Genomic DNA, 22,763 nt, shown 5'->3' on the forward strand with positions numbered 1-22,763 from the left:
CGGGCGGGGCCGTTGATATTGACGTTGTTCGAATTGACGCAAGAACCTGACGACGCGGAGCCGGAAAGGCTCGCCGAAATCCAACCGCTCGTCGTGCTCTGCCTCATGGGCCGGGGAGTCTACACCGATCGACCGCAGATGCAACTCTGCGGTCCGCAGGGGTCGACTGTTCCACTCCGGCCGCCGGCACTGTCTCCACCGGCGTATGCGACCCTTCCCTGGAGAGAACATGACCCTGTACCGCCTGCGCCTTCCCGTCCTCGGCCTCGCCGCGCTCGCTCTCGCCCTCGGCACGTCCGGCCCCGTTGCCGCCAAGGGAGGCGGAACGACGACGCCCCCCGTCGGCGGCATTCTCCCGACGACCCCGCCGGCACCCGGCGTGCTCCTGCGCGAATCGTTCGGCTTCGCCTCCCTGCTTCGTCCGGCCGGCGGCAAGGGCGAGGCCCGGTCGGTCTTCGCCCACCAGAACATCAACAGCTTCTGGCTCGAGTACCTGGGCTCGAAGAGCGTCTCGTGGCTGACGCCGGACGGCGCCCAGGCCTGGCGCTTCGCCGCCTGCTCCGACGATCCGAACGAGATGCCGTCGGCGCTGCAGGTCGCCTACGGCAACGGCTGCGTCGTCTCCGAGTGGCCGACGACGTCCCACCCGACCGCTCTCGTGCCGTTTCGCGCTCCGGCCGCTCCGTACGAGGTTTCGATCGACGGCTATCCTGCCTCGATCCCGGGCGGCTACCTGGCAGTCGGCCTGACGAGCTCGAACCTGCTGGCGAGCAACCTCGAGACGTCGGCAAGCGTCTGGCTCGTCGTCTATCCGCCCGTCGACGCCACCAGCTTCGACTACCCCTTCCAGCTGCGCACCAACGGCCTCGCCGGCCCCGTGCTCGGCGAGGGGACGATCGTCGGCGCCGGGTTCAATCCCCTGGTGCTCGCCTACGACCCGATCGCCCACACCGTCAGCGCCACGGGCAACGGTCAGTTCATCGGCCCCTTCCCGCTCACCATCGCCGACCCGCGCTACGTGGGGTTCGAAGGCGTGGGCGTCCTCGACAACTTCGTCGTCCGGCTGACGAACTGAGCTTGCCCGCACGGCGCGATCGTCCGACCGGATCGGCGCGACAGCGAGCGTGCCGCGGCGATCCGGTTAGACTTCCGCCACCGATGCGAGTCCGCTCCGTTCTTCTTCTCTCCGCCACCGTGCTGGCGAGCCCCGCCGCCACCGCCCTCGAGGCTGCAGACGACACCGACCCGGTCGCGTGCACGGCGCTCGCCGGCTTCCGCCCGGGAGCGCTGGCGACCGCCACCGCGGCCGACCGCACCCGGTTCGCCGGCAAGAGCGCCAGCGACTGTCAGGCCCTTCTCTACGCCGTCGAGGACCGCCGGGAGGTCGACGGCGCGCGCCGGTGCTGTCTCGCCACCGGCGACTGCAACCGCGAGCTGGCCATCCTCTTCGCCAACGGCTGGGGCGTCCCGCGCGACTTCGACACGGCCACTTGGTTCCTCTGCCGCGCCGGAGACGAAATGGCGCCCTTCGAGCTCGCCGGGATGCTCGAACAGCTCGCCGCGATGCGCACGACGAAGCCGCCGGCCGACCTCGACTACTGCGCCGCGGTGACCAGCGGCACCGGCATGCTCTTCTGCGCCAAGCTCGACTACGACCAGGCCGCGGCCGGCTGGGAAGAGCGGCTGACGACGCTCTCGGCGTCGCTCGAAGGAGAGGCGCGCACGGCGCTCACCGCTTGGCGTACGGCGGCTCAGGCGTTCAGTGAGGAGGAAGGGGCCTGGGCGGCCAGCGACTCCTGGGGCGGTTCGATCTACTCGGGGGAGGCACTCGGCGCCCAGCAGGAGGTCTTCACCAAGCTCCTCACCGCGCTCGAGCGCTCGCTCGCGCACCGCGTCGCCCCGGCTTCGGCTGCCGATCTCGCTCGCGTCGATCGCGCGCTCAACGAGGCCTACAAGAAGGTGATGGCAGCAATCGACCCGGCAAGCGAGCCCGAGGCCGGCCGGCCGCAGTTGCGCGAGGCGCAGCGCGCCTGGATCGCCCTGCGCGACCGCTGGCAGGTGCTCTACCGCCACCGCTGGCAGGGCGCTGCGCCACCCGACGACCTCGAGCGGGAGCTCGCGACGACGCTCACCGGCACGCGGGCCACCGATCTCCTCGCCGGAATGCCCAAGCCCTGAGCCGGCCTCGCCGGCGACCTTCGGTCTCCCGCCCCGACGACGGCGCTCGACCGCCTGAAGCGCACCGTCCTGCTCTGGCTCGAGATCGGCGACGGCATGAGCGCCCAGCTCTTCCTCGCTCCGCCGAACCGCTCCTGTGGCGAACGATTCGCGACGCTCTTCTTTCACGAGGACGACCTCGCCGAAGCGATGGACCGTCTCGGCGCCGACCAGCTTGCCTGCCGGAGCTTCGAAGAGCTGCTGGCCCACCGCACCCTGTTCGCATCCGCGCCGGCGCAGCGTTGTGGCTGCTGAGGAGGAGAGACGATGAAGCTGCCGTCGAAGCTGGCCGTCACCCTCGCACTGGCCCTGCCGGCCCTCGCGAGCGGGATCGAGATCGACATCTACTGGATGCCGGAGGCCGAGAACCACTTCACCTTTCTGGTCGGCGACCGCGAGGTCGGCCGCTGTTCCGGGCGGGCGCCCCAGGACGTCAACTCGTTGCCCGCCACCTGCTCGTTCGATCTGCCGCAAGGCGCCACGTCGCTGACCGTGCGCGGTCGCTACACCGCCCGCAACTGGAATCCGAAGACCGACAAGATCTCCGTCCGCAGCGTGTCGGGCGAGCGCACGTTCCGCCTGCGCGACGGCGCCTCGATCACGCGGCCGCTGCTCGACCGCCAGCTCCCTGTCGCCGAACGCTGGCGGCGCGCCGTCGAAGCCGAGCGAGCGCTCGCCGCCGCCTATGGCGGCATCCCGCGCCTCGCGCTCGGCAAACCGGTACCGAAGTCCGCGCTCGAGGCCGCCGAGAAACGGCTCGGCTTCGCGCTGCCGTCAGGGTACCGCGAGATGCTGGCAACGGTCGGGCCGGTCGCCCTCGGCGACCACTCGGTGCCGTCGCCGGAGAACCTGGAGAATGCCGAACGGACGATCCTGCAGCGCTGGAGCTACGGCGAAAGCGGGACCCCGGCATGGCTGACTCCGGCCGTGCACGACCGGCTGCAGCGCAGCGTGATCCTCTTCTTCGAGGAGGGTGACGGCGTGGGCGCCCAGCTCTTCCTCGCTCCACCGAACGGCACCTGCGGCAACAGCTACGCCACGGTCTTCTTCCACGAAGGCCGGCTCGCGCGCGCCATGGGTGAGCTCGCCGCCGACCGCCTGACCTGTCAGGCATTCGAGGAGGCGATCGCCCGTCAGGCGGGGAGGCTGCTGGTCGCCGAGCACGAGGTCGATCTTCGCGAAGCGACGGGCGAGCTGATCCTCGCGACGGACGCGACACGGCCTCGTCTGCTGCTCGACTACAACTTCGGGCCGGACGGCGAGTTCCTGGTCGACTTCGTGTCGCCATAGCGCCGCGCTTGAGGAGGGGAACGACCCGGGAGAGAATGCCTCTCCGGGGGCGTGGTGGCCGTGGACACTCGATTTCATCGTGAGCTCAAGCGCCTGCTCGACCAGGTCGAGATCGAGCGGGAGAACGAACGCGTCCGGCGCTTTCGTAAAGAGCTCGTGCATACCGAGGCGCGGCAGCACTTCGAGGACGTGCGGCGCGACCACCTGATGCCGGCGCTGCGCGAGCTGATGGCCGAGCTCCTGCGCCGGGGCCATCAGGCCCAGGTCGACGTCAAGTCCGCTCACGAGATCAAGCTCGCCGTGCAGCTGATGAGCCGTCGCGCGGTGTCGGCGACCCTGCTCTGCAGCTACCGCCCGCAACCGGAGCCTTCCGTCCGGTTCGCCCTGGTCCACAACTTCGAAGTGCGGTTCGAGAGCTTCCTGCCGCTCGGCGAGGCGCAGGGCCGGCCGCTCGCCGAGGTGATCATCGGCGCGCTCGACCTGCTCGTCTCCTGGGCTCGCTGAGGTCTTCGGCGCGAGAACGGGCGGCGGAGCGGCGAGCCGGGCACCTGGAAGGGGCCCGGCTCGTCGACGGGGTCCGATCCGCTAGCCGTTGGCCGGCGTCTGCACCTCGACCGCCTTGCCACCGACGATCTGGTGCATCCGCGGCCGGTGGGCGCTGTCGCCGTGGGCGTCGAAGGAGACCGGCCCGGTCACGCCCTGCAACGGGGCCATCGAGAGCAGCCGCTGCATCAGCTCGTCGGAGCTCTTCACCGCGTCCCCGCGCAGCACCTGCAACGCCACCAGCGCGGCGTCGTAGCCATGCGCGGCGTAGAGGTCCGGCATGCGGTCGAAGTTGTTCTCCTTGAAACGGGTGACGAAGCTCTTGATCGGCTCCTGCGACGACGAGAGGTCGACCTTGACCATCGGGAAGTAGACGCCCTCGACGTTGTCGCCGCCGCGGCTGACCGTGACACGCGCTTCGATCGCCGAGGTCGAGCACTTGACGCCGGTGTAGCCGACGTTGCGCACCGTGATCAGGCTCTCGAGGATGCCCTCGGAGTAGCCGGCGATGAAGAGCGCATCCGGCTGATCACGCGTGATCGCCTCGCCGAGCTTCGTCTCGAAGTCGGCCGTGTCGATCTTGAGCTCGCCGACGATCTTGCCGCCGAGCGTCGCGACCTCCTTGTCGAAGACCGGCAGCAGGCCCTGCGTGTACAGGGTGTCCTCCTTGAGCACGAGGATCTTGCCGGCCTTGCGGTCGGTCACCAGGAAGCGCGCCGCGAGCTTCGCTTCGAACTCGTCGGACGGGAAGACGCGGAAGAAGTGGTTGCTCGAAGCAGCGAGGCCGGGCTCGCTCGCCGACGGCGAGAGGAGCACGCCCTTGGCGGCCTCGGCCACCGGGATCATCGCCTTGGCCTCCGCCGAGGTGGCGCCGCCGATGACCATCAGCGCGCCGGCATCGTAGAGCCGCTTGGCCTCGGCGGCCGCCTTCTTCGGGTCGGAGCCGGAGTCGATGTAGACGACCTTGAAGCCGCTCGGCGTATTGCCGTCCTTGATCGCCGTGTCGAACGCCAGGCGGGCGCCCGACAGCATCGAGTTTCCGTAGGCCGACGCGTCGCCGGTGTCCGGAACGACCACTCCGACCAGGTTCTTGCTGCAGCCCGTCAGGGCCAGGGCGGCCACCGCCAGGCAACCGAGGATTCGCATTCTCATGAGTTCGCTCCCGCGGCGGGAAAGGGGCTTCCCCCGCTCTCGAGACGGATCGTACCGGAATCCGACCTCCCGCGGGGCACCCGGCCGACCTACCCCGGACGGGACAGCCGCTGCGGCACGGCCCGGCGGGCCTCCGACGGCGCCATGCCGTAGAAGCGCTTGTAGCGCCGCGAGAAATGGAACGGGTTGGCGAAACCGAGCCGGTCGGCCACCTCGGAGACGCGCCGCCCCTCGCCCAGCAGGCGGCGCGCCTCGCGCATCCGGACGGTGGCGATGAGCTGACCCGGCGTGCAGTCGAGGGCCACCACCAACCCCCGCTCGAGGGTGCGCAACGAGACATAGAGCGCCGCAGCCAGCCCGGAGGGCGAGAGTGGCGTGTCGAGACGGCGATAGATCGCCAGGATCGCGCGATCGCCGAGCAACTCGACGCCGCCGCTTCCGGCATCGAGCAGCTGCTGCACGTGGCTGGTGAGCCCGGCGAGCACGTCGGAGGTCGGGGCCAGGGTCTCCGGGTCGGTCTCTCCGCGCCCCCCTTCGGCCCCGCTCCCCTCCGCCGACTCCGGCTCGGCCGCGTCGACCGAGGGTTCGTCCTCCTCGGCCGCCGGGCGCCCCTTCTCGAGCCAGCGCGCCTCCATCCGGTCGAGTCGCGCGGTGAGCAGCGCCAGGTGCTGGCGCTCCCGGCGCTCGAAATAGACACTCGCAGCGAGCGCCCCGAGGGCCAGCCCGACTCCGAGGGCGGCGATCCAGGCGGTCATCGCCGCACCGTCTCCGCACCGCTCCCTGCCGGCAGTTTCGACCGCGCCGCCGCGAGCGCCCGACGGGCCGGATGCCCTTCCGGAAGCGCACTCTGGCCGAGGACGGCCTCGGCGCGAGCGAGGAGGACCGAGGCCTCGCCGACTCTCCCGGCGTCGAGGTAGAACGCTCCGAGCTCGGCGAGCAGCCGGCCGAAGTCGGGATGTGCGGCGTCGCCCGTGGCCTCGCGGATGCGCACGGCGTCGCGCAGCATCCGTTCCGCTTCGTCGCGCCGCCCGAGCGATGCACAGCTCCTGCCGAGGACGCGGAGCACCTCGGCCACCGCCGGATGGTCGGCGCCGAAGACCGCTCGCAGCGTCGTGAGCGCATGGCGCAGGATCGGCTCGGCCTCGACGGCCCGGCCCTGGAGATCGAGCGCCTCGCCGAGATTGGCGGCGAAGATGGCGGTCATCGGGTGCGTGGCGCCGAGCGCTCGCTCGGCCGTCGCGAGGGCACGGCGGTACTCGACCTCCGCTTCGGCGAAGCGATCCTGCGCGACGAGGGAGACGGCGAGATCGTTGCGCATGACCGCCACCTCGGGATGCTCCGCGCCGAGGCGGCGCACGCCCGAGTCGAGGGCGCGCCGGTAGAGCGCTTCCGCCTCGGCGAAGCGAGCGAGCGCGTTGCGGGCCGTCGCCAGGTTGTTGACGACGGCGGCCACCGACGGATGGTCGGGGCCGCGGTGCTCTTCGAGCGTGGCCAGGGCGCGGGCGAGCCGTGGTTCGGCGAGCTCGGGGTGTCCGCGATCGATCTCGACGAGCGCGAGGTTCACCGACGTTTCGGCGGTCAGCGGGTCGTCGGGGCCGACCGAGGCCTCGCGCAAGGCGACCGCCCGGAGCGCCAACGGCTCCGCCTCGTCGAGGCGGCGCTGCCCGACGAGCAAGGCCGCGAGTCGGTTGAGCGCGGTCGCCTCCTCCGCCGGGAGCTCGGCGCGGTGCGCCAGCTCGACCGCCCGACGCAGCGTCGTCTCGGCGCGGTCGAGCTCCCCCAGCCCGGAAAGGGCGTTGCCCTGGCTGCCGAGCAACGGCAGCAGGCTCGGGTCGTCGGGGCCGACGAGGCGCTCCTCGACCGTCAACGCCTCCTCGAGCAGATCTTCGGCCTCGCGGTAGAGCCCCAGGTTGCCGTGGATGCCCCCGAGCACGGCGAGCAGTCGCGCGCGGATCGCCGGTTGGTCCTTGAGCTCGTCGCGCAGACGGGCGACACCGCGGGCGAGCACCTCGCGAGCGCGGATCTCCGGCGTCGGCGCCTCCTGCGGATCGGAGGCCTGGAAGAGCCGGACGAGGAAGTCGGTGGTCGCCTGGGCCGTCACCGCCTCGCGCCGCGCTCGCGCCAAGCCGACGAGCGAGAGGGCCATGCCGGCGATCAGGCTCGTCGCGACGACGATCGCCGCCGCGGCCTTCAGTCGGCGCAGCGGACGCTTTTCGATCGCACCCAGGCGCTCGAGCGCCTGCTGTGCCGTCGGCCGACCCGACGGCTCGAGGCGAGTCAGGTCGGCGATCAGCGCGGCGATGGCGCGGTCGATCCCGACCGGGGCCGGGACGTCGCCCCACTGCGCACGAGCCAGCACTTCGGTGAGGGGACCGTCGCCGTAGGCCGAACGCGAGGTGTAGAGCTCGAAGAGCAGGAGACCGAAGCAGAACATGTCGCTCGCCGCGGTCGCCGGCTCGCCGCGTGCCTGCTCGGGGCTCATGTAGCGGGGAGTGCCGGCGATCCGGCCGGCGAGGGTCAGGCCGTCGGCCGCGTCCTCCCCCTCGACCCCGCTCGGCGACTCGCCGAGGTCGACGCTCCGCCGCGCGATGCCGAAGTCGAGCACCTTGACCGTGCCGTCCTCGGCCAGCATCACGTTCTCGGGCTTGAGGTCGCGGTGGACGACGCTCAGGGCGTGAGCCGCCAGGAGGGCCCGCCCCACGCCGAGCGCCACACCGAGCTTCTGTGCCGCCGTCAGCCCCTCGGCGATCGCCCACCCGAGCGGCCGACCGTGCACCAGCTCGAGCACCAGCAGATCGAGGGCATCCGTGTGCAGGTACTCGTAGAGGCGGCAGACGTGCGGGTGCTCGAGGCTCGAGAGGATGCGCGCCTCGCGGGCGAAGCGCGCCCGCGCCAGGGGGTCTTCGTCGGCGGAGCGGCGGATCGCCTTGACCGCCACGCGCCGCCCGAGGCGCTCGTCGAGCCCCTCCCAGACCTCCCCCATGCCGCCAACGCCCAGCCGGCCGATCAGTCGGATCGGCCCGACGACCTGCCCTTCGGCGAGCATGGGCAAAACTCTACACGGGGAATCCGAATTCGCCCAGGAGGTGGGCGGCAGGCCCGTCAGCCGACGTCGGCGGCGTCGACGATGCCGACGATGACCGAGCGGACCGGGGCGTCTTTCGAACCGACGACTTGGCGGGCGCCGTTGCCTTCGTCGAGGACGAGGACGCGCTCGCCTGGACCGGCGCCGACGGTGTCGACGGCGATCAGGTAGCCGGGGAGCGGCGAGCCGTCGGGCGCCTCCCGCTCGACGATCATCAGCTTTCGCCCGTCACACCAGGGGTGGTTGATCGTCGAGGTGACGTTGCCGACGACCCGGCCGAGGATCATCGCGCCCCTCCGCCGCCCGCCCCGCCTTCGACGTGATGGGTGTCGACGATGCCGAGGATGGCGTGGTCGATCGGCACGAACCAGGGATCGAGCGCCATCGCCGCCTCGCGTCCGCCTTCGTAGTAGACGAGCTCGCCCGGCCCCGCCATGCGCGTCGCATCGGCGGCGACCAGCGGCTCGCCTCGCGGCTCGCCCTGCTGGTCGAGCGGCTGGACGAGGAGCATCGCCACGCCGGTGAGCCCTTCGTAGACCACCGCCGGGACGACGCTGCCGATGACGCGACCGAGGAGCATCGATCCGCCCTCGTCTACGACGCCTGCTCGCCTTCGAGCTCGAGCAGCACCTGCGTGGCGAACCCGGTGCTCGAGCCGATCTGCTTGAGCAGCGCCTCGTGCGGCGCGGCGATGGTGCGATGGCGCGCCGGCACGCCCGCCTCGTCGAGGAAGCGCCGGGAGACGCTCATCGCCTCCTCGATCTGGTAGAGGTCGCCCTGGTAGAGGCTGAGCCCCTTGCCCGACAGGCCGGTGTCGGCGAGGCGGATCTCGACGAGGTCGACCTCGGTGGCTTTCAGCGCCACCTCGGCGGCCCGCACGTTCGAGGCGACGGTGTCGGTCTCGAGAATCGCCAGCGCCCCGCTGCCTCCGGCCTGGCGGGCACCGACGATCGCCGCGTAGACGCGCGGGTGGACGTCGGCGAGAAGGATCCGGTCGAGCACGCTCGCCCCGCCCTGTTCGACGCCTTCGGCGAGCGCCTCCTCGACCGCCGCGGTCGTGCCGCCCACCATCGTCAGGTAGCGGCCGCGACTGATCGTGCCGCACTTGACGAAGGCGATCGGCGACTTCTTGAGCATCGCGTCGGTGGCATGGACCCCCACCGGGATGTCGCTGAATTCGATGATGGCGAGGGCCGGGTGCTTCTTCATCATGTGATCCTGAAGTGGTCGACCAGGACGCAGCGGCGCCAACGCGAGAACTGCCGCGGTCCGGTGAGCCCCTCCCCGGTGGGGCTGGCGATGGTGAACGAACAGGTGCCCTCGCCGTCGAGGCCGAGCCCCGCCTGCGAGCGGCCGTTCTTGACGAAGATCGAGCAGTCGCACGCCTTCGCCATGCGGCTCAGGCGGTCGAGGTGGGTCGAGTGCATGACCGCCGTGTGGCGGTTGCCGCCTTCGACCTCGATCGCCAGGTCGATGGCGCGGTCGGCGTCGGGAACGCGGCAGACCGGCAGGATCGGAATCATCTGCTCGCTCCACAGGAGCGGGTGGTCGGCGTCGACCTCGACGACGGCGAGGCGGGTCTCGCGCGGCACGCTCATGCCGATGCGGCCGAGAATGACCGCGACGTCCTTGCCGATCAGGTCGTGGTTCATCGCGCCGCGACCGCGCGGCCCCGGGTGCTTGGCGAAGACGAGGTTCTCGATCTGGCGCAGGCGCGTCGCGTCGAGCCGCACGGCGCCCGCGCCCTCCATCGCCGCGAGCAGCCGGTCGGCGACGCTCGCCACGACGAAGACCTCTTTCTCGTCGACGCAGATGATGTTGTTGTCGGTCGAAGCGCCGGCGACGATGTCGCGTGCCGCCTTGTCGAGATGCGCCGTCTCGTCGACCACCACCGGGGGATTGCCCGGGCCGGCGCAGATCGCCCGCTTGCCGCTCGCCATCGCCGCCTTGACCACGGCACCGCCGCCGGTGACGACGACCAGGCGGATTCCCGGATGGGTCATCACCTCCTGGGCCGCCTGGATCGTCGGGTTGGCAAGGCAGGTGACCGTGCAGGCCGGACCGCCGGCCGCCGCCACCGCACGGTTGATCAGCGCCACGGTGGCGATCGAGCAGTTGCGGGCCAGCGGGTGAACGCAGAAGACCACGCTGTTGCCCGCGGCGAGCATGCCGATGGCGTTGCAGATGATCGTCGAGGTCGGATTGGTCGACGGCGTGATGGCGCCGATGACCCCGAACGGCGCCGGCTCGAGCAGGGTGAGACCGTGGTCGCCGGTCACCGCCTGCGGCGCGAGATCCTCGAGCCCTGGCGTCTTCTCGGCGACCAGGCGGTTCTTGAGGATCTTGTCTTCGGCGCGGCCGAGGCCGGTCTCCTCGTGCGCCATCTTCGCCAGCTCGGCGGCGTGCTCGAGCATGGTGGCGCGGATGGCGGCGAGGATGCGCGCCCGCACCGTGAGGGGCAACGCCACGAGCCGCGGCTGCGCCGCGCGCGCCGCCCGCACCGCCTCGTCCACCGTGGCGAAGGCCCCCGCCGCAGGATCAGCCGGCCCGCCATCGCTTCCGGCCGCGGACGCGGCCGGACGTCCGGTGGCCGACGCCACCGCGCCTCCCGAGGCAGAGATATCCGCCGCGATCCGCTGCGCGATCGCCTCGAGGTCCCGCTCGGAAAGACGCGCCATCGTCGCCGGCCTCTACTTCTTGTACTTCGTCTGGCCGCCGACCTCCCAGCTGTCGACGATCGCCATGATGACGGCATCGACCGGGCGGTTCTGCGTCGCGTGGGTCTGGCGTGCCGAGCTGCCGGCGGCGGTGAGCACCAGCTCGCCGGGACCCGCGCCCACCGCGTCGGCGGCGACGAGGAAGGAGCCGCCCTCGCGCCCTTCGGGGTCGACCGGGCGCACCAGCATCAGCTTCAGCCCCTCGAGCGTCGGCTCCTTGCGGGTGGCGACGACCGTCCCGACCACTTTGCACAGTTGCATGGCGCCCCTTACTCGGCCTTGCCCTGCTCCCCGCGGCCGAGCGGCATCACCGCGTCGACGTTGACGTGCGGGCGCGCGATGACGTGGACCGTGACCACCTCGCCGACCCGGCCGGCAGCCGCCTGTCCGGCGTCGATCGCCGCCTTGACCGCCGCGACGTCACCGCGCACGACGATCGACACGTAGCCGCCGCCGGTCTTCTCGTACTTGACCAGCTCGACCTTGGCCGCCTTCACCGCGGCGTCGGCCGCCTCCACCACCGCCGGGAACGACCGGCACTCGATCATGCCAAGGGCTTCCGTCATGTTCCGTCTCCGTTGGGCAACGCCCGGGAGCTCGCGCCGCCCGGGACTCTGGTCCGTTAGCGTTCGTTGGCCCCGCTGCGTCCGGTCACCGAGGCGATCGCCGCCTCGGCTGCGCGGTAGGCCACGTCGATGTCACGCTCTTCGCCGCCAAGATACACCCGTCCGAAGCTGCCGAACGCTCGTACCTCGAGGATGTTGATGTTGGCCGCCTTCTCCGCCTCGTTGGCAGCGAGCGCGGCATAGCCGGCCGGCGCCACTTCGAGCACGTAGAGCGACTGGCCCGGCAGGATGAGGTCGCCGTGCCGCGTGCGGTTGATCAATTGCGTGTGGTACGGCGTGATGTTGCGGATCACCTGACTCGAGGCGATCTCCGGCTTGATGCGATCGTCCTCCTGCAGGCCGAGCTCTTCGAGAATGGCCGCTCCCGCGGCCCGCACGTCGGCCTGGGAGTCGGAGTGCAGCTCGAGCATGCCGTAGAGCCGCTCGATGATCAGCATGCCGGGCTTGACGTCGGTCGCCTTGAGGGCCACGTCGGTGACCCGCATGATGTCCATGCCCGGCGCGATCTCGACGAAGAGCGATGCCTGTCCGGGGACCGGCAGGAAGCCCTGCGCCACCGTGCCGAGGAACGAGGCGTGCTGCGGTTGCAGGCTGTCGAGGAAGACGTAGCAGCGGAGCGTGGCCATCTCAATAGCCTCCCTTACCGGCCGGAGCGGCCGCCGCCGGAGCGCTCGGGGCTCCGCCGGCGGCGCGGCGCCGCGCCTCGTCGACGATCTTCACACTGGCGCTGGCGCCGATCCGCGTCGCACCCGCCTGGATCATCCGCACCGCGTCGTCGTAGGTACGAATCCCGCCGGCCGCCTTCACGCCGAGCCGCTTCGGCGCCACCTGGCGGGCCATCAGCGCCACGTCCTCGGCGGTCGCGCCGCTCGAGGCGAAGCCGGTGGAGGTCTTGACGAAGTCGGCGCCGGCCTTCATCGCCAGATCGCAGGCCTTGACCTTCTCCTCGTCGGTGAGCAGCGCGTTCTCGAAGATGACCTTGGAGAGCGCCCGGCCGTCCTTGCACGCTTCGACCACGGCGCGGATGTCGCGCAGCACGAGGGCGTCCTCCTTGCCCTTGAGCGCGCCGATGTTGATCACCATGTCGATCTCGGCGGCCCCTTCGCGGATCGCCTTGCGCGCTTCGAGCGCCTTGATCTCCGGCGCTGCGGCGCCGAGCGGGAAGCCGACCACGGCGCAGACTTTCACCGCGCTGCCGCGCAGGAGCGTCCGCGCCTGCTTGACGTAGGTCGGGTTGACGCAGACCGACCAGAAGCCGTGCTGCCGGGCCTCGGCACAGAGCACCTCGATGTCGGCCTGGGTGGCCTCGGGCTTCAGGAGGGTGTGGTCGATCATCCCGGCGAGCTTCTCGGCCGCCACCGGCGGCGGCGCGGCGCCGGAGCCGCGCTGCTCGAGGATCTGCCGCACACGGTCGGCGATCTGCTGGATCTGCTCGGCCGAGAGCTCGACGCTGTCGGCGGCAGAGGAGGTCCCTTTCATCGATTGCCTCTCGATTGCACGAATCAGCTCCACCCGCCGGCGATGCCGCTCGGCGGTGCAGGAGGTGGACAGGAAGACGTCGGCGATGCCGCGCGCCTGCTCGACCGAGAGCTGCCCGGCGCCGAGCGAGAGGACGTTGGCGTCGTTGTGCTCGCGCGAGTTGCGCGCCAGCCCCTCGCTGTAGCACGCGGCGGCGAGGACGCCCGGCACCTTGTTGGCCGCCATCGCCGATCCGATCCCCGCGCCGTCGACGACGATGCCGACCTCGCAGGTCCCCGAGGCGACACGTCGGGCCACCGCCTCGGCGAAGACGGGATAGTCGACCGCCGCCGTTCCGGCCGTGCCGCAGTCGTCGACCTGATGGCCCTTCACGGCAAGGTGCTCGAGCAGCGCCTGCTTCAGCTCGTATCCGCCGTGATCAGCCCCGATCGCGATCCGCAACGCCAGCCCTCTCCCTCACGTTAGTTGTTGAATCTCAAGGGGTCGAATCATAGCACCCGGCCGCGGGCGGGCTGTGGCCGGCGAGAGCTCCCCGCCCGTGCAGTACCATCGCGGGAGAGGATTCGAAGACGATGAGCCGCTCCACCGTTCGACCCCAGGTGTCTCGCGCCACGCGCTGCCGCGGCTGCCGATGAACGAGGCCTCACCCCGGGAGCGGATCGGCACGGAGGCGCTCGCCCTCCTCGAGGAGCTCTGCGCCATCTCCTCGCCGAGCGGCGACCGACAAGGGCTCGGGCGGATGGCCGAGCGGCTCGCCCGGGCCTTCGACGAGGTCGGACTGCCATCGCGGATCGAGCTCACCGGAGCCGACGCGTTGCCGCTGCTGCTCGCCGGGTCGCCGGAGTGCGCGGGGGCCCTGCTCGTCGCCGGTCACCTCGACACCGTCCTTCCGGCCATCCGACCGCGGCGTGAAGCGGATCGGCTCGTCGGCACCGGCGCGATCGACATGAAGGGCGGCCTCGCGGCGTTCTGGGGCGCGCTCGCGCTGCTGCGGGCCGAGGGAACGGTGACCGGCGCCTGGCCTGCCGACTGGGGCCTCGTCGCGACGCCGGACGAAGAGGTCGGCGGAGCCGTGACGCGACGGACACTGGCGCGCTTCGGCGGGAACGCTCGTGCGCTCTGGGTGCTCGAGCCCGGGGCGCGTCGCGACGACGAGGGCGAGACGCTGGTCGTCGGCCGGCGCGGGGTCGTTCACTTCCACCTCGGGATCGACGGTCGCGCAGCACATGCCGGGGTCGACTTCCCCTCCGGCCGCTCGGCGCTCGCCGCAGCCGCGGAGTGGGTGACGCGGGCCACCGCCCTCACCGCTCCCAGTCGTGGTCCGACGGTCAACCCGGCGCGCTTGGTCGCCGGCGAGGCCGCCGCAGTCGACGCGCCGGCGGCGCTTGCATCTCTCCTCGGCACCCCGCGCCAGGTCAACGTGGTGCCCGATCGCGCCCGAATCGACGGCGAGGCGCGCTTTTTCTCCGAGAGCGACGGCGAGGAAGTCACCGCCGAGCTCGCTCGGCTCGCCGACGAGATCGGTCGCTCCCGCGAGGTGCGTTGCGCGATCGACATCGGCGAGCCGATCCCGCCGCTCGAGCTGACCGCCCTGCGTCTCGCCGCCGCCGAGCGTGCCGTCGCGCTCGCCGCCGCCCGCGGTTGGAACCTCGAGCTCGAAGACGACCGCGGCGGTATTTCGTTCCCGAACTTCCTTCCGGCCGGGGTCGCCCTCCCGGTTCTCGACGGCCTCGGTCCCGTCGGCGGCGGCATGCACACACGCGACGAGTTCCTCGACCTCGCCTCGTTTTCCCGGCGGGTCGAGCTCCTCGCCGATCTGCTCGCCGACGAGCTCGGACCCTAGCGGGCGGCGTCCAATACGAGGGTCGAAGAGCCTGGCGACGTCTCAACTCCCGTCGGCGGACGCCGGGACAGGCGACCGGGTACGAACCACGACGGCGACCGCGCTCGGCTCAGACGGCAACGGGCCGGACGGCCGCAGTCGGCGCCCCGCGAGCCCGAGGCTGCCGAGGATGCAGGCGAGTCCGAGGACCATGCCGCGGCTGACCGGCTCGTGCAGCAGGAGCGCTCCCCAGGCAAGCCCGAAGAGCGGGATGAGGTAGGTCACGGTCGAGGCGCCGATCGGCCCGACACGGGCGATCAGCCAGAAGAAGAGCTGATAGGCCACGGCCGTCGAAAGGACCGCGAGCCCGACCAGTGCGGCGACCGCCGACGGGGCGACGGCATGCCGCGGCAGGGTCGCCAGGGCGGGCAAAGCGAGCCAGGCCGCCGCAGCAAGCTGCTGGCCGAGCGCGAGCGTCAAGACGGGAGCCCCGGCGAGGCGTCGACGCGAGTAGACGGACCCGCTCGCATAACAGAGCGCGGCCAGCAGCACCGCTGCCGAGCTGGCGAGCGTCGCGCGATCGAGCCCGACCGGCGACCAGCCGACGAGCAGTGCGACGCCGACGAGCCCCAGGAGCAGCCCCGCGACCCGCGCCGACGTCAGCCGCTCGCCGTAGCGGGCGGCGACGAGCGCGGTCAAGAGCGGCTGGACCGAGAGGAGGAGAGCAGCCATCGACGCCGTGAGCCTCACTTCGGCGGCGGCGATCAACGCAAAGGGTGCGGCTGCATGCACCAACCCGAGCAACAGGAGCCTGCCCCAGTACGGCCGGAGCACGACCTGGACGCCGCGCACCTTCGCCAAGCCCCAGAGAAGCCCGGCGGCCAACACCACACGACCTTCCATGAGCGGAAAGGGACCGAGTGCCGGCGCGGCGACGCGGATGAAGAGGAACGAGGCTCCCCAGAGCGCGGCGAGCGCCAGGAGCGCGGCGAGCTCACGGCGGCCCATCACTCGGCCTCCACGACCGGGGCGGCGTCCGAGCGAGGCAACGACGTTTTCGTCACCGGGGCCGGCAGAGCCGCCGGCGAGCAGCGTGCGAGCAGCAGCGCCGCCCCGGCCGCCGATAAGACCGAATAGTCGAGCGGCGACTTCAGACCGGCCGAGATCGCCATCGCGGTGCCGAACAGGAGCAGAAGCCCGGCGCTCGCCAAGGCCGTCGCTCGCGGCCAGACGGCCGCGAGGAGGAAGAGCCCCAGCGCCAGCTCGGCGGCGGTTGCGGCAGCGGCAAGGAAGGGGATCGTCCAAGCGGGCATGAAGGCGTTCACCTCGGCGGTTGCCGCCACGAAGCGGGCGTAGTTGCCGTAGCCGACGCCCTTGCCCCACCAGCCGAAGCGGCTGGCGATGCCGGAGAGGAATGCCGCCGCGAGCGCGACGCGGGCAAAGGGTGCAGCCAGTCGGTCGATTCCGTCGAACCAGGCGCCGCGGGCGGCATGGCCCGGCGGCTGGAGGAACTGCCGATGCTTCCGAGAGGTCGTTTTCATGGTGCGAGAATGACCGCTCACCGGTACAATCAGAAGATCCATTTTCTAGATTCCGACTAGTCCATTCATGGCGAAACGGATCAGCACGCTCCCCCTCGCGCTCCCCCCGCGCCCGACGCGAGCCGGTGCGGTGCACTGGCTCGTCGACGCCCTGCGCCACCGCATCCTCGCGGGGCAGCTCCGGCCCGGGCAGCGGCTCCCGGCGAGCCGCGACCTCGCAGCGCACTATCGCCTGGCGCGCGGCACGGTGGTGAGCGCCTTCGAGCAGTTGGCTGCCGAAGGCTACGTCGTCGCCACCGTCGGCTCCGGAACGCGGGTGAGCGAGGTCCTGCCCGACGATCTGCTGCGGGCGCCGCGGGCCAACCCTCGCCGGTCCGCCGAGGAGGTGCACCCACCCCGCCGCCTCTCACGCTTCGCCCGGCAGTCTTCGCTCCTGCGGGGCAATCAGCCGCGCCCGCTCTGCGCCTTTCGCGCCAACGAGCCAGCGCTCGATCGCTTTCCGACAGGCCTCTGGGCGCAGGTCACCGGACGGCGCCTCCGCCGCCTCGACCCGGATCTCCTGGTCGGCTGTGATCCCGCCGGCTACCGGCCGCTCCGCGAGGCGGTGGCCGACTACCTGCGCTCGTCGCGCGGCGTCTCCTGCGAAGCGGAACAGGTGCTCATCCTCTCCGGCTCCCAGGAGGCGCTCGACCTGGCGTCGCGCATCCTCATCGAGCCGGGCGATCGGGTCGCGCTCGAAGAGCCGGGCTACCCGGGTGCCCGGCGGGTCTTCACCGCACACGGCGCGAAGATCGTGGATACGCCGGTCGACGCCGACGGGGTGGTCGTCGACGCGGCACGCTGGCGTGGTGTTCGCCTCGCCTACCTCACCCCGGCGCACCAGTACCCGCTCGGCATCGCCCTGTCCCTCGCCCGTCGCCTCGAGCTGCTCGACTGGGCACGACAGAGCGGGGCGATCCTCTTCGAGGACGACTACGATTCCGAGTTCCGCTACGCTGCGCGCCCGCTGCCGGCCCTTCAGGGGCTGGATCGGCACGGCGTCGTCTGCTTCGCCGGCTCGTTCAGCAAGGTGCTCTTCCCGTCGCTTCGCCTCGGCTACCTCGTCGTCCCGCCGGCGCTCGTCGAGCCCTTCTCCACCGTCAAGTCCGTGGTGAGCCGTCATGCACCGCTGCTCGACCAGGCGATCCTCACCGATTTCCTCACCGAGGGGCACTTCGGGCGCCACCTGCGCCGGATGCGCGAGATCTACTCCGGACGGCTCTCGGCGCTGCTCGACGCCGGTCGCGAGCACCTCGCCGGCCGGCTCAAGATCTCGCCGATCGAGGCCGGGCTGCAGACGGTCGGTTGGCTCGCTCCCGGCCTGCGGGCCGAGGAGGTCGAGCGTGCCGCCGCCGCAAGGGGTGTCGAGGTCATCCCGCTCTCTCGCTTCACTCGCTCCGCCGGACTCCCCGAAGGGCTTCAGCTCGGCTTTGCTGCCGTGGAGGTTCCCGAGCTCCGCCGAGGGGTTCGCGAGCTCGCCCGGGTGCTCGATCGCCTGGGCGGTGATCGCCGGGGAAGCCAGTCCGGGAGTCTAAAGCCCCCCGTCACAAGGAGTTAGCGTCGCTGTCACCGGCCTGTCGCAGCGCGCTGTGGAAAAGGACGGCGCTGAAACCCCGTTGCAAGTCGCTGTAGCACAAAGAGATAGGAATAACTTATTTATAATCAATAGCTTGCGCGGATTGCACAAGAAATTGGTCAATCTGCGCGCAACCCCCTGCCGGGGCGGGGTTGAGACCCTTCGACGACCCGTTTTCCACAGCCTTTTCCGCCGCGCCTGTGGATCGGCGTGCTAGCGTCCCGGCCGTGCGGAAGACGCGCCTTCTGGTCGTCGAGGACGAGCCCGACATCGCCGAAGTCCTGCGCTACAACCTGGAGCGCGCCGGGTTCGCCGTCGAGCTCGAAGGGACGGGAGACGGTGCGCTCGCCGCGGTGCGCCGACAGCCGCCGGACCTCCTGCTTCTCGACCTGATGCTGCCGGGCCTCGACGGCCTCGAGCTGACGCGGATGCTCAAGCGCGACCCGGCGACGGCGAAGTTGCCGATCGTCATGCTCACTGCCCGGGGCGAGGAGATCGACCGCATCGTCGGCCTCGAGCTCGGCGCCGACGACTACATCCCCAAGCCGTTCAGCCCGCGCGAGGTCGTCCTGCGCGTCCGCGCCGTGTTGCGGCGCCATTCGACTGCCGGCTCGACCGGGGAGGCGGCGGAAGCGGTCGAGGTCGGCACCCTGCGGCTCGATACCGGTGCGCACCGCCTGGAGATCCGCGGCAAGGACGTCGCCCTCACGGCCACCGAATTCCGGCTGCTGCAGACGCTGATGGAGCGCGTCGGCCGCATTCAGACGCGCAGTCGCCTGCTCGCCGACGTCTGGGGCTACAGCGAGGAGGTCGACAGCCGCACCGTCGACACCCACGTCCGGCGCCTGCGGCGCAAGCTCGGCGCCGAGGCCGACCGGATCGAGACGGTCATCGGCGTCGGCTATCGCCTGAAGCCCTGACCGGGGCGCCCCCTCAGTCACCCGCCGAAGCCGACCAGCCGGAGAGGTCGCCGGACTCGAAGCCGTCCGCGGCGACCGCGCTCGGCTCGAAACGCGCCGTCGCGCTGCGCGCCCCGTCGACCACCAGCGAACAGGCGAGCCGACCGTCGCAGTCGCCGCTCCAGCCGACGAAGACCGACGGCGGTTCGGCCGCCGCCGAGAGCTCGACGGCCGTTCCTTCCGCGTAGAGCTCCGAGCAGTCCGCGCCGCAGGCGATGCCCGGCGGGGCGCTCGCCACCGACCCGCTCCCCGCCCCGCTTTTCGACACGGTGACCGCGAAGAGCCGCCCGAACGTCGCCCCGACCGTGCGGTCGGCGCTCATCTGGACGACGCACCCCGCGCTGCCGAGGCAATCCCCCGACCAACCGCCGAAGAAGGAACCGGGATCGGCCACGGCGTCGAGCGTCACCCCGCTCCCCTCGAGGTAGACCTGCTGGCAGTCGCCTGGACAGTCGATCCCCGCCGGAGCGCTCTGGACGCTTCCCGTGCCCAGGCCGAGAGGTGACACCTGCAGGAGGTAGGTGACGACCGGAAGATCGGGCGCCTCGTACGCTCCGAGGTCGCAGATCGGTTCGAGGTCCCCGTCGCCGTCACGCGGCCGGCCTTCGCCGCGCTGGTCGACGGTGAGCGCCACGTCGCTTCCGGCCTGCGGATCCCAGGCCACGCAGCCCGCCACGCTTCCGGCATCGAGCGCCGGACTGGTCGAGAGCAGGGCGTGGGTCGCCGTCGGCCCACCGTTCGCGGCGAGCGCGCCGAGGCCCGGGTCGAGCGGCGTCGCCAGCGTCCCGACCTGATCGAGCGCGCCGAAGACACTCGTGCAGCCGCTGTTGACCCGGACGAGGTTCCAGCCCTCGGAGACGAGCGCCGCGCTGCCGCCGGTGCAGTCCTTGTCGTTCGTGCCCGCGGCGTTGCCGCCGAGGATCGTGGCACGCAGACGGATCGTCCCCGCGCCTTCGCGCGCCAGCCCGCCGCCCGCGCCGCTCGCGGTGTTGGCGCTCACCGTCACGTTGCGCAGCCGGTCGACGACGCCGGAGCCGGGAGCGAGCAGGAGCCCGCCGCCGGTGTTCGAGAGGCCGGCCGCCGTCGAGCCGATCGTGTTGCCGCTGACCGTGACGTTGTTCAGCGTCGCCGCACCACTCGCCCAGATCCCGCCACCCTTGCCGTCCCGCCCGTTCGAGCACGACGGGATGCAGAACTGCGCTCCGTCACCGCTGGCGTTCCCCGAGACCGTGCTGCGCTCGACCAGGAGGCTTCCGAGGCTGTGGACGCCTCCGCCGTCGCCGCCGGCACCGGTCGGCGATCCGCCCCCGCCGCCGAGGTTGGATTCGATCGTGCTGTCGGAGACGGTCGCGCTCCCGGCGTTGAACAGACCGCCACCGCGCCCTCCGGCCGGCGGGCTCGTCGGATTGCCCCCGCCCGCTCCGGCGCGGGAGAGCCGCACGGCCGAGCGCTGAACGACGAGTGTCGCTCCGCTGGCGTTGTAGATCGCGCCACCGTCGCCCCCGGCGGCGAGCACGTCGGCGGGCATCGAGCGCGCCTGACAGTCTTCGAGCACCACGTCGGCGAGGGTCAGCACCCCGGCGTTCTTCACGCACCCCCCGTGCGGATCACCGACGGCCGGCGCGCGCCCACTGCGCAGGGTGAGCGCCCGCAGCTCGACGCTGCGCCCCGCGGCCACCGAAACGACACGCCCGACGACGTTGCCGCTCAGGGTGAGCGTCGCCGCTCCCGGCCCCTGGATCACGACATCGCTCGCCGGGGCGAGCTCGCCGAGCGTGAGGGTCATCGTGCCGCCGAGGCCGATGGCGACGGTGTCGCCGTTGCCCGCGCTCGCCAGTGCTTCGCGTAGCGAGCAGCCGGCGCCAGAGGCGCAGCCGTTGTTCTCGTCGACGAGGGTGGTGACCTGGATCGTGCTCCCCGAAACCGACGAGGCGACGGCGAGTCCGAAAGCGGTGAGCCAGCCGAACGTTCGCATCGCCGGTCTCCTGGAACGGGCCGCAGGGTCGTACCGCCATTGTAGACACGCATCGACAGAACACAAGGGGCCCCGTCACGCCCCAGCGGACAAGGGGCTTTGCTACCATGCTCGGAGCGATGCGACTCCTCCTGGTTCGTCATGCGATCGCGGTCGAGCGCGCCGCCTGGGCGCTGCGCGGGCGCCCCGAGGGCGACCGCCCGCTCACCGACACCGGACGTGCGCGCTTCCGCAAGGTCGCCGCCGGCCTGCAGCGCGAGGTCGCCGCGCTCGACCGCATCCTCGTCGGCCCGTTGCGGCGCGCCGTCGAAACGGCAACGCTGCTCGGCGCCGCCTACGGCAAGCTCGCCCCCGACGTGCGCGACGAGCTCGCCCCCGGCGCTGCCGCCGTGACCAGCCCGGCGGCGCTCGGCGGATGGCTCGCGACCGCGGTCGACGCCGAGAGCGCCGTGGCGATCGCGCTCGTCGGCCAGGAGCCGCAGCTCTCGCTCCTCGCCGGTTGGCTGCTCACCGGCGAGCCGCGGTCGCTCTTCGACCTGCGCAAGGGGGGAGCCTGTCTGCTCGAGCTCACCGGCCCCCCCGCCCCCGGCACGGCGCGCCTTCTCTGGCTGCTCGAGCCGCGACAGGCCCGGCGTCTGGCGAGATAGACCGATGGAGCTCCCGGCCGACCTGCTGGATCGGCCCGCCGGCGAAGCGGTGCGACGGATCGCGCTCGCTCTTCTCGCCCGCGCGGAGAGCGCCGCCGTGCGGCTGGCCGATCCCACGGCACTCGATCCCGAGGCGCTGCACGACTTCCGCGTCGCCGTCCGCCGCCTGCGCAGTTGCCTGCGGGCCTACCGCGAACCGCTCGCCGAGAGCGTGTCGAAGAAGCCGCTCGCGCGCCTCCGCGCCCTGGCGGCCGCCACCAACCCGGGCCGCGACGCCGAGGTCCAGCTCGCCTGGCTCGCCCGCGAGCGCCCGACCCTGCGACCGCACGAGCGCGCGGGGTACGACTGGCTCGCCGCCCGCATCGAGAGGCGCCAACAGGAGGCCTACGCCGTCGTGCGCGAGGAGCTCCTCGACGGCTTCGCGTCGCTGGCCGACCGGCTGCGCGACCGCCTGGCGCACTATCGGGTCGAGATCGAGCTCGACAGCGAGGACGCACGCCCCCAACCCTTCCGCTCGGTGCTCGCGCCGGCGCTCGCCCGGCACGCCGCCGTGCTGGCCGAGGACCTCGCCCGCGTCGACTCGCTCGCCGACGAGAAGGAGGCGCACGCCGCGCGACTCGAGGCCAAACGCCTGCGTTACCTGCTCGAGCCGCTGACGCCCGCTCTCCTCCCGACCGCACGCCCGGCGCTCCAGGAGCTTCGCGCCCTGCAGGATCTCCTCGGCGAGCTCAACGACGCCCACCTGCTCGCCGAGGCGATCGGTCAGGCCACCGCCGAAGCCGCCGCCGAACAGGCACGCCGCCTCCACGACCTCGCCCTCGCCGGCGCCACGCGCGAGCTCGCCACCGCCCGCCGCCGCACCGCACGCACCGGCCTCCTCACCCTCGCCACTCGCCTCGCCACCCACCGCACCGCCCTCTTCGCCCGCCTCGACGCGGGTTGGTTGCACGGGGATAACGCACGAACTCTCCTCGCCGAGATCGAGACGCTCGTCGCATCCCTCGACCCCGCCGCCTGATCCGAACGAGCTCGCGAGCGGCGATCACGCGACCTTCTCGCCCGGTTCGCTACGACGACCATCCGTCACGGAACCGA

General features: G+C 71.7%; 24 protein-coding genes. 10 read left to right on the top strand and 14 right to left on the bottom strand.

Annotated features, from left to right (window positions below; genetic code table 11):
- Window positions 1-229: 229 nt before the first annotated feature.
- From IPJ17_21120 to IPJ17_21140, 5 genes are all read left to right on the top strand, one after another.
- Window positions 230-1,075 carry a hypothetical protein gene (locus IPJ17_21120; GenBank protein QQR73934.1) on the top strand — a complete coding sequence of 282 codons (846 nt, stop codon included), beginning with the start codon at window positions 230-232 and terminating at the stop codon, window positions 1,073-1,075.
- A gap of 83 nt (window positions 1,076-1,158) precedes the next feature.
- Complete coding sequence (locus IPJ17_21125) at window positions 1,159-2,178, top strand: DUF1311 domain-containing protein (protein ID QQR73935.1); 1,020 nt, start codon at window positions 1,159-1,161, stop codon at window positions 2,176-2,178.
- Window positions 2,179-2,274: 96 nt separating this feature from the next.
- Entirely contained in the window at window positions 2,275-2,472 is a 198-nt protein-coding gene (locus IPJ17_21130) for a hypothetical protein (protein ID QQR73936.1), read from the top strand.
- Between the two features lie 12 nt (window positions 2,473-2,484).
- Window positions 2,485-3,507, top strand: coding sequence for an SMI1/KNR4 family protein (locus tag IPJ17_21135; protein ID QQR73937.1), 1,023 nt, complete (start codon window positions 2,485-2,487; stop codon window positions 3,505-3,507).
- A gap of 60 nt (window positions 3,508-3,567) precedes the next feature.
- Entirely contained in the window at window positions 3,568-4,011 is a 444-nt protein-coding gene (locus IPJ17_21140) for a hypothetical protein (protein ID QQR73938.1), read from the top strand.
- Window positions 4,012-4,092: 81 nt separating this feature from the next.
- Here the strand turns inward: IPJ17_21140 and IPJ17_21145 are convergent, their stop codons facing one another.
- From IPJ17_21145 to deoC, 11 genes are all read right to left on the bottom strand, one after another.
- Complete coding sequence (locus IPJ17_21145; protein ID QQR73939.1) at window positions 4,093-5,202, bottom strand: ABC transporter substrate-binding protein; 1,110 nt, start codon at window positions 5,200-5,202, stop codon at window positions 4,093-4,095.
- A gap of 89 nt (window positions 5,203-5,291) precedes the next feature.
- Window positions 5,292-5,957 carry a helix-turn-helix transcriptional regulator gene (locus tag IPJ17_21150; protein ID QQR73940.1) on the bottom strand — a complete coding sequence of 222 codons (666 nt, stop codon included), beginning with the start codon at window positions 5,955-5,957 and terminating at the stop codon, window positions 5,292-5,294.
- Window positions 5,954-8,248 carry a serine/threonine protein kinase gene (locus tag IPJ17_21155; protein QQR73941.1) on the bottom strand — a complete coding sequence of 765 codons (2,295 nt, stop codon included), beginning with the start codon at window positions 8,246-8,248 and terminating at the stop codon, window positions 5,954-5,956. Before IPJ17_21155 ends, IPJ17_21150 begins: the two co-directional genes overlap by 4 nt.
- A 56-nt stretch (window positions 8,249-8,304) precedes the next feature.
- Window positions 8,305-8,574 carry a EutN/CcmL family microcompartment protein gene (locus tag IPJ17_21160; protein ID QQR73942.1) on the bottom strand — a complete coding sequence of 90 codons (270 nt, stop codon included), beginning with the start codon at window positions 8,572-8,574 and terminating at the stop codon, window positions 8,305-8,307.
- On the bottom strand, window positions 8,571-8,867 hold the full coding sequence (locus IPJ17_21165; GenBank protein ID QQR73943.1) for a EutN/CcmL family microcompartment protein: 297 nt from the start codon (window positions 8,865-8,867) through the stop codon (window positions 8,571-8,573). The genes IPJ17_21160 and IPJ17_21165 overlap by 4 nt, the downstream gene beginning before the upstream one ends.
- Before the next feature lie 14 nt (window positions 8,868-8,881).
- The gene (locus tag IPJ17_21170) at window positions 8,882-9,499 is read right to left on the bottom strand and encodes a BMC domain-containing protein (protein QQR73944.1); all 618 of its coding nucleotides are present in this window, start codon (window positions 9,497-9,499) and stop codon (window positions 8,882-8,884) included.
- Complete coding sequence (locus IPJ17_21175; protein QQR73945.1) at window positions 9,496-10,965, bottom strand: aldehyde dehydrogenase EutE; 1,470 nt, start codon at window positions 10,963-10,965, stop codon at window positions 9,496-9,498. The genes IPJ17_21170 and IPJ17_21175 overlap by 4 nt, the downstream gene beginning before the upstream one ends.
- A gap of 12 nt (window positions 10,966-10,977) precedes the next feature.
- Window positions 10,978-11,265, bottom strand: coding sequence for a EutN/CcmL family microcompartment protein (locus IPJ17_21180; GenBank protein ID QQR73946.1), 288 nt, complete (start codon window positions 11,263-11,265; stop codon window positions 10,978-10,980).
- Window positions 11,266-11,273: 8 nt separating this feature from the next.
- Window positions 11,274-11,570: a BMC domain-containing protein gene (locus tag IPJ17_21185; GenBank protein ID QQR73947.1), complete on the bottom strand. Its 297-nt coding sequence runs from the start codon at window positions 11,568-11,570 to the stop codon at window positions 11,274-11,276.
- A 56-nt stretch (window positions 11,571-11,626) separates the two neighbouring features.
- Window positions 11,627-12,256, bottom strand: coding sequence for a hypothetical protein (locus IPJ17_21190; protein ID QQR73948.1), 630 nt, complete (start codon window positions 12,254-12,256; stop codon window positions 11,627-11,629).
- 1 nt (window position 12,257) lies between these two features.
- Window positions 12,258-13,550 carry a deoxyribose-phosphate aldolase gene (gene deoC, locus IPJ17_21195; GenBank protein QQR73949.1) on the bottom strand — a complete coding sequence of 431 codons (1,293 nt, stop codon included), beginning with the start codon at window positions 13,548-13,550 and terminating at the stop codon, window positions 12,258-12,260.
- A 190-nt stretch (window positions 13,551-13,740) separates the two neighbouring features.
- On the opposite strand from deoC, the gene IPJ17_21200 reads away from it, so the two are divergent.
- Complete coding sequence (locus IPJ17_21200) at window positions 13,741-14,952, top strand: M20/M25/M40 family metallo-hydrolase (protein ID QQR73950.1); 1,212 nt, start codon at window positions 13,741-13,743, stop codon at window positions 14,950-14,952.
- Between the two features lie 42 nt (window positions 14,953-14,994).
- On the opposite strand, the gene IPJ17_21205 is transcribed toward IPJ17_21200, so the two are convergent.
- Both IPJ17_21205 and IPJ17_21210 read right to left on the bottom strand, forming a co-directional pair.
- Window positions 14,995-15,939 carry a DMT family transporter gene (locus IPJ17_21205; GenBank protein ID QQR73951.1) on the bottom strand — a complete coding sequence of 315 codons (945 nt, stop codon included), beginning with the start codon at window positions 15,937-15,939 and terminating at the stop codon, window positions 14,995-14,997.
- Entirely contained in the window at window positions 15,939-16,394 is a 456-nt protein-coding gene (locus IPJ17_21210; protein QQR76245.1) for a hypothetical protein, read from the bottom strand. The genes IPJ17_21205 and IPJ17_21210 overlap by 1 nt, the downstream gene beginning before the upstream one ends.
- A gap of 145 nt (window positions 16,395-16,539) precedes the next feature.
- On the opposite strand from IPJ17_21210, the gene IPJ17_21215 reads away from it, so the two are divergent.
- Window positions 16,540-18,069, top strand: coding sequence for a PLP-dependent aminotransferase family protein (locus IPJ17_21215; GenBank protein ID QQR73952.1), 1,530 nt, complete (start codon window positions 16,540-16,542; stop codon window positions 18,067-18,069).
- Window positions 18,070-18,314: 245 nt separating this feature from the next.
- Window positions 18,315-19,007, top strand: coding sequence for a response regulator (locus IPJ17_21220; GenBank protein ID QQR73953.1), 693 nt, complete (start codon window positions 18,315-18,317; stop codon window positions 19,005-19,007).
- A gap of 13 nt (window positions 19,008-19,020) precedes the next feature.
- Here IPJ17_21220 and IPJ17_21225 read toward each other — a convergent pair whose 3' ends face one another.
- Window positions 19,021-21,021, bottom strand: a complete 2,001-nt coding sequence (locus tag IPJ17_21225) for a CSLREA domain-containing protein (protein QQR73954.1) — start codon at window positions 21,019-21,021, stop codon at window positions 19,021-19,023.
- Between the two features lie 119 nt (window positions 21,022-21,140).
- Between IPJ17_21225 and IPJ17_21230 the strand changes: the two genes are divergently transcribed.
- Both IPJ17_21230 and IPJ17_21235 read left to right on the top strand, forming a co-directional pair.
- Window positions 21,141-21,668, top strand: coding sequence for a histidine phosphatase family protein (locus tag IPJ17_21230; protein ID QQR73955.1), 528 nt, complete (start codon window positions 21,141-21,143; stop codon window positions 21,666-21,668).
- 4 nt (window positions 21,669-21,672) lie between these two features.
- Complete coding sequence (locus tag IPJ17_21235; protein ID QQR73956.1) at window positions 21,673-22,686, top strand: CHAD domain-containing protein; 1,014 nt, start codon at window positions 21,673-21,675, stop codon at window positions 22,684-22,686.
- Window positions 22,687-22,763 lie beyond the last annotated feature (77 nt).

It is taken from the genome of Holophagales bacterium (assembly GCA_016699405.1).
Taxonomy (GTDB): domain Bacteria; phylum Acidobacteriota; class Thermoanaerobaculia; order Multivoradales; family JAGPDF01; genus JAAYLR01.

Bases quoted from the DNA above. Each gene is read 5' to 3' on its own strand.
- IPJ17_21120 (QQR73934.1), top strand. From the start codon at position 230: ATGACCCTGTACCGCCTGCGCCTTCCCGTCCTCGGCCTCGCCGCGCTC.
- IPJ17_21125 (QQR73935.1), top strand. From the start codon at position 1,159: ATGCGAGTCCGCTCCGTTCTTCTTCTCTCCGCCACCGTGCTGGCGAGC.
- IPJ17_21130 (QQR73936.1), top strand. From the start codon at position 2,275: ATGAGCGCCCAGCTCTTCCTCGCTCCGCCGAACCGCTCCTGTGGCGAA.
- IPJ17_21135 (QQR73937.1), top strand. From the start codon at position 2,485: ATGAAGCTGCCGTCGAAGCTGGCCGTCACCCTCGCACTGGCCCTGCCG.
- IPJ17_21145 (QQR73939.1), bottom strand. From the start codon at position 5,202: ATGAGAATGCGAATCCTCGGTTGCCTGGCGGTGGCCGCCCTGGCCCTG.
- IPJ17_21150 (QQR73940.1), bottom strand. From the start codon at position 5,957: ATGACCGCCTGGATCGCCGCCCTCGGAGTCGGGCTGGCCCTCGGGGCG.
- IPJ17_21155 (QQR73941.1), bottom strand. From the start codon at position 8,248: ATGCTCGCCGAAGGGCAGGTCGTCGGGCCGATCCGACTGATCGGCCGG.
- IPJ17_21160 (QQR73942.1), bottom strand. From the start codon at position 8,574: ATGATCCTCGGCCGGGTCGTCGGCAACGTCACCTCGACGATCAACCAC.
- IPJ17_21165 (QQR73943.1), bottom strand. From the start codon at position 8,867: ATGCTCCTCGGTCGCGTCATCGGCAGCGTCGTCCCGGCGGTGGTCTAC.
- IPJ17_21170 (QQR73944.1), bottom strand. From the start codon at position 9,499: ATGATGAAGAAGCACCCGGCCCTCGCCATCATCGAATTCAGCGACATC.
- IPJ17_21175 (QQR73945.1), bottom strand. From the start codon at position 10,965: ATGGCGCGTCTTTCCGAGCGGGACCTCGAGGCGATCGCGCAGCGGATC.
- IPJ17_21180 (QQR73946.1), bottom strand. From the start codon at position 11,265: ATGCAACTGTGCAAAGTGGTCGGGACGGTCGTCGCCACCCGCAAGGAG.
- IPJ17_21185 (QQR73947.1), bottom strand. From the start codon at position 11,570: ATGACGGAAGCCCTTGGCATGATCGAGTGCCGGTCGTTCCCGGCGGTG.
- IPJ17_21190 (QQR73948.1), bottom strand. From the start codon at position 12,256: ATGGCCACGCTCCGCTGCTACGTCTTCCTCGACAGCCTGCAACCGCAG.
- IPJ17_21200 (QQR73950.1), top strand. From the start codon at position 13,741: ATGAACGAGGCCTCACCCCGGGAGCGGATCGGCACGGAGGCGCTCGCC.
- IPJ17_21205 (QQR73951.1), bottom strand. From the start codon at position 15,939: ATGGGCCGCCGTGAGCTCGCCGCGCTCCTGGCGCTCGCCGCGCTCTGG.
- IPJ17_21215 (QQR73952.1), top strand. From the start codon at position 16,540: ATGGCGAAACGGATCAGCACGCTCCCCCTCGCGCTCCCCCCGCGCCCG.
- IPJ17_21225 (QQR73954.1), bottom strand. From the start codon at position 21,021: ATGCGAACGTTCGGCTGGCTCACCGCTTTCGGACTCGCCGTCGCCTCG.
- IPJ17_21230 (QQR73955.1), top strand. From the start codon at position 21,141: ATGCGACTCCTCCTGGTTCGTCATGCGATCGCGGTCGAGCGCGCCGCC.
- IPJ17_21235 (QQR73956.1), top strand. From the start codon at position 21,673: ATGGAGCTCCCGGCCGACCTGCTGGATCGGCCCGCCGGCGAAGCGGTG.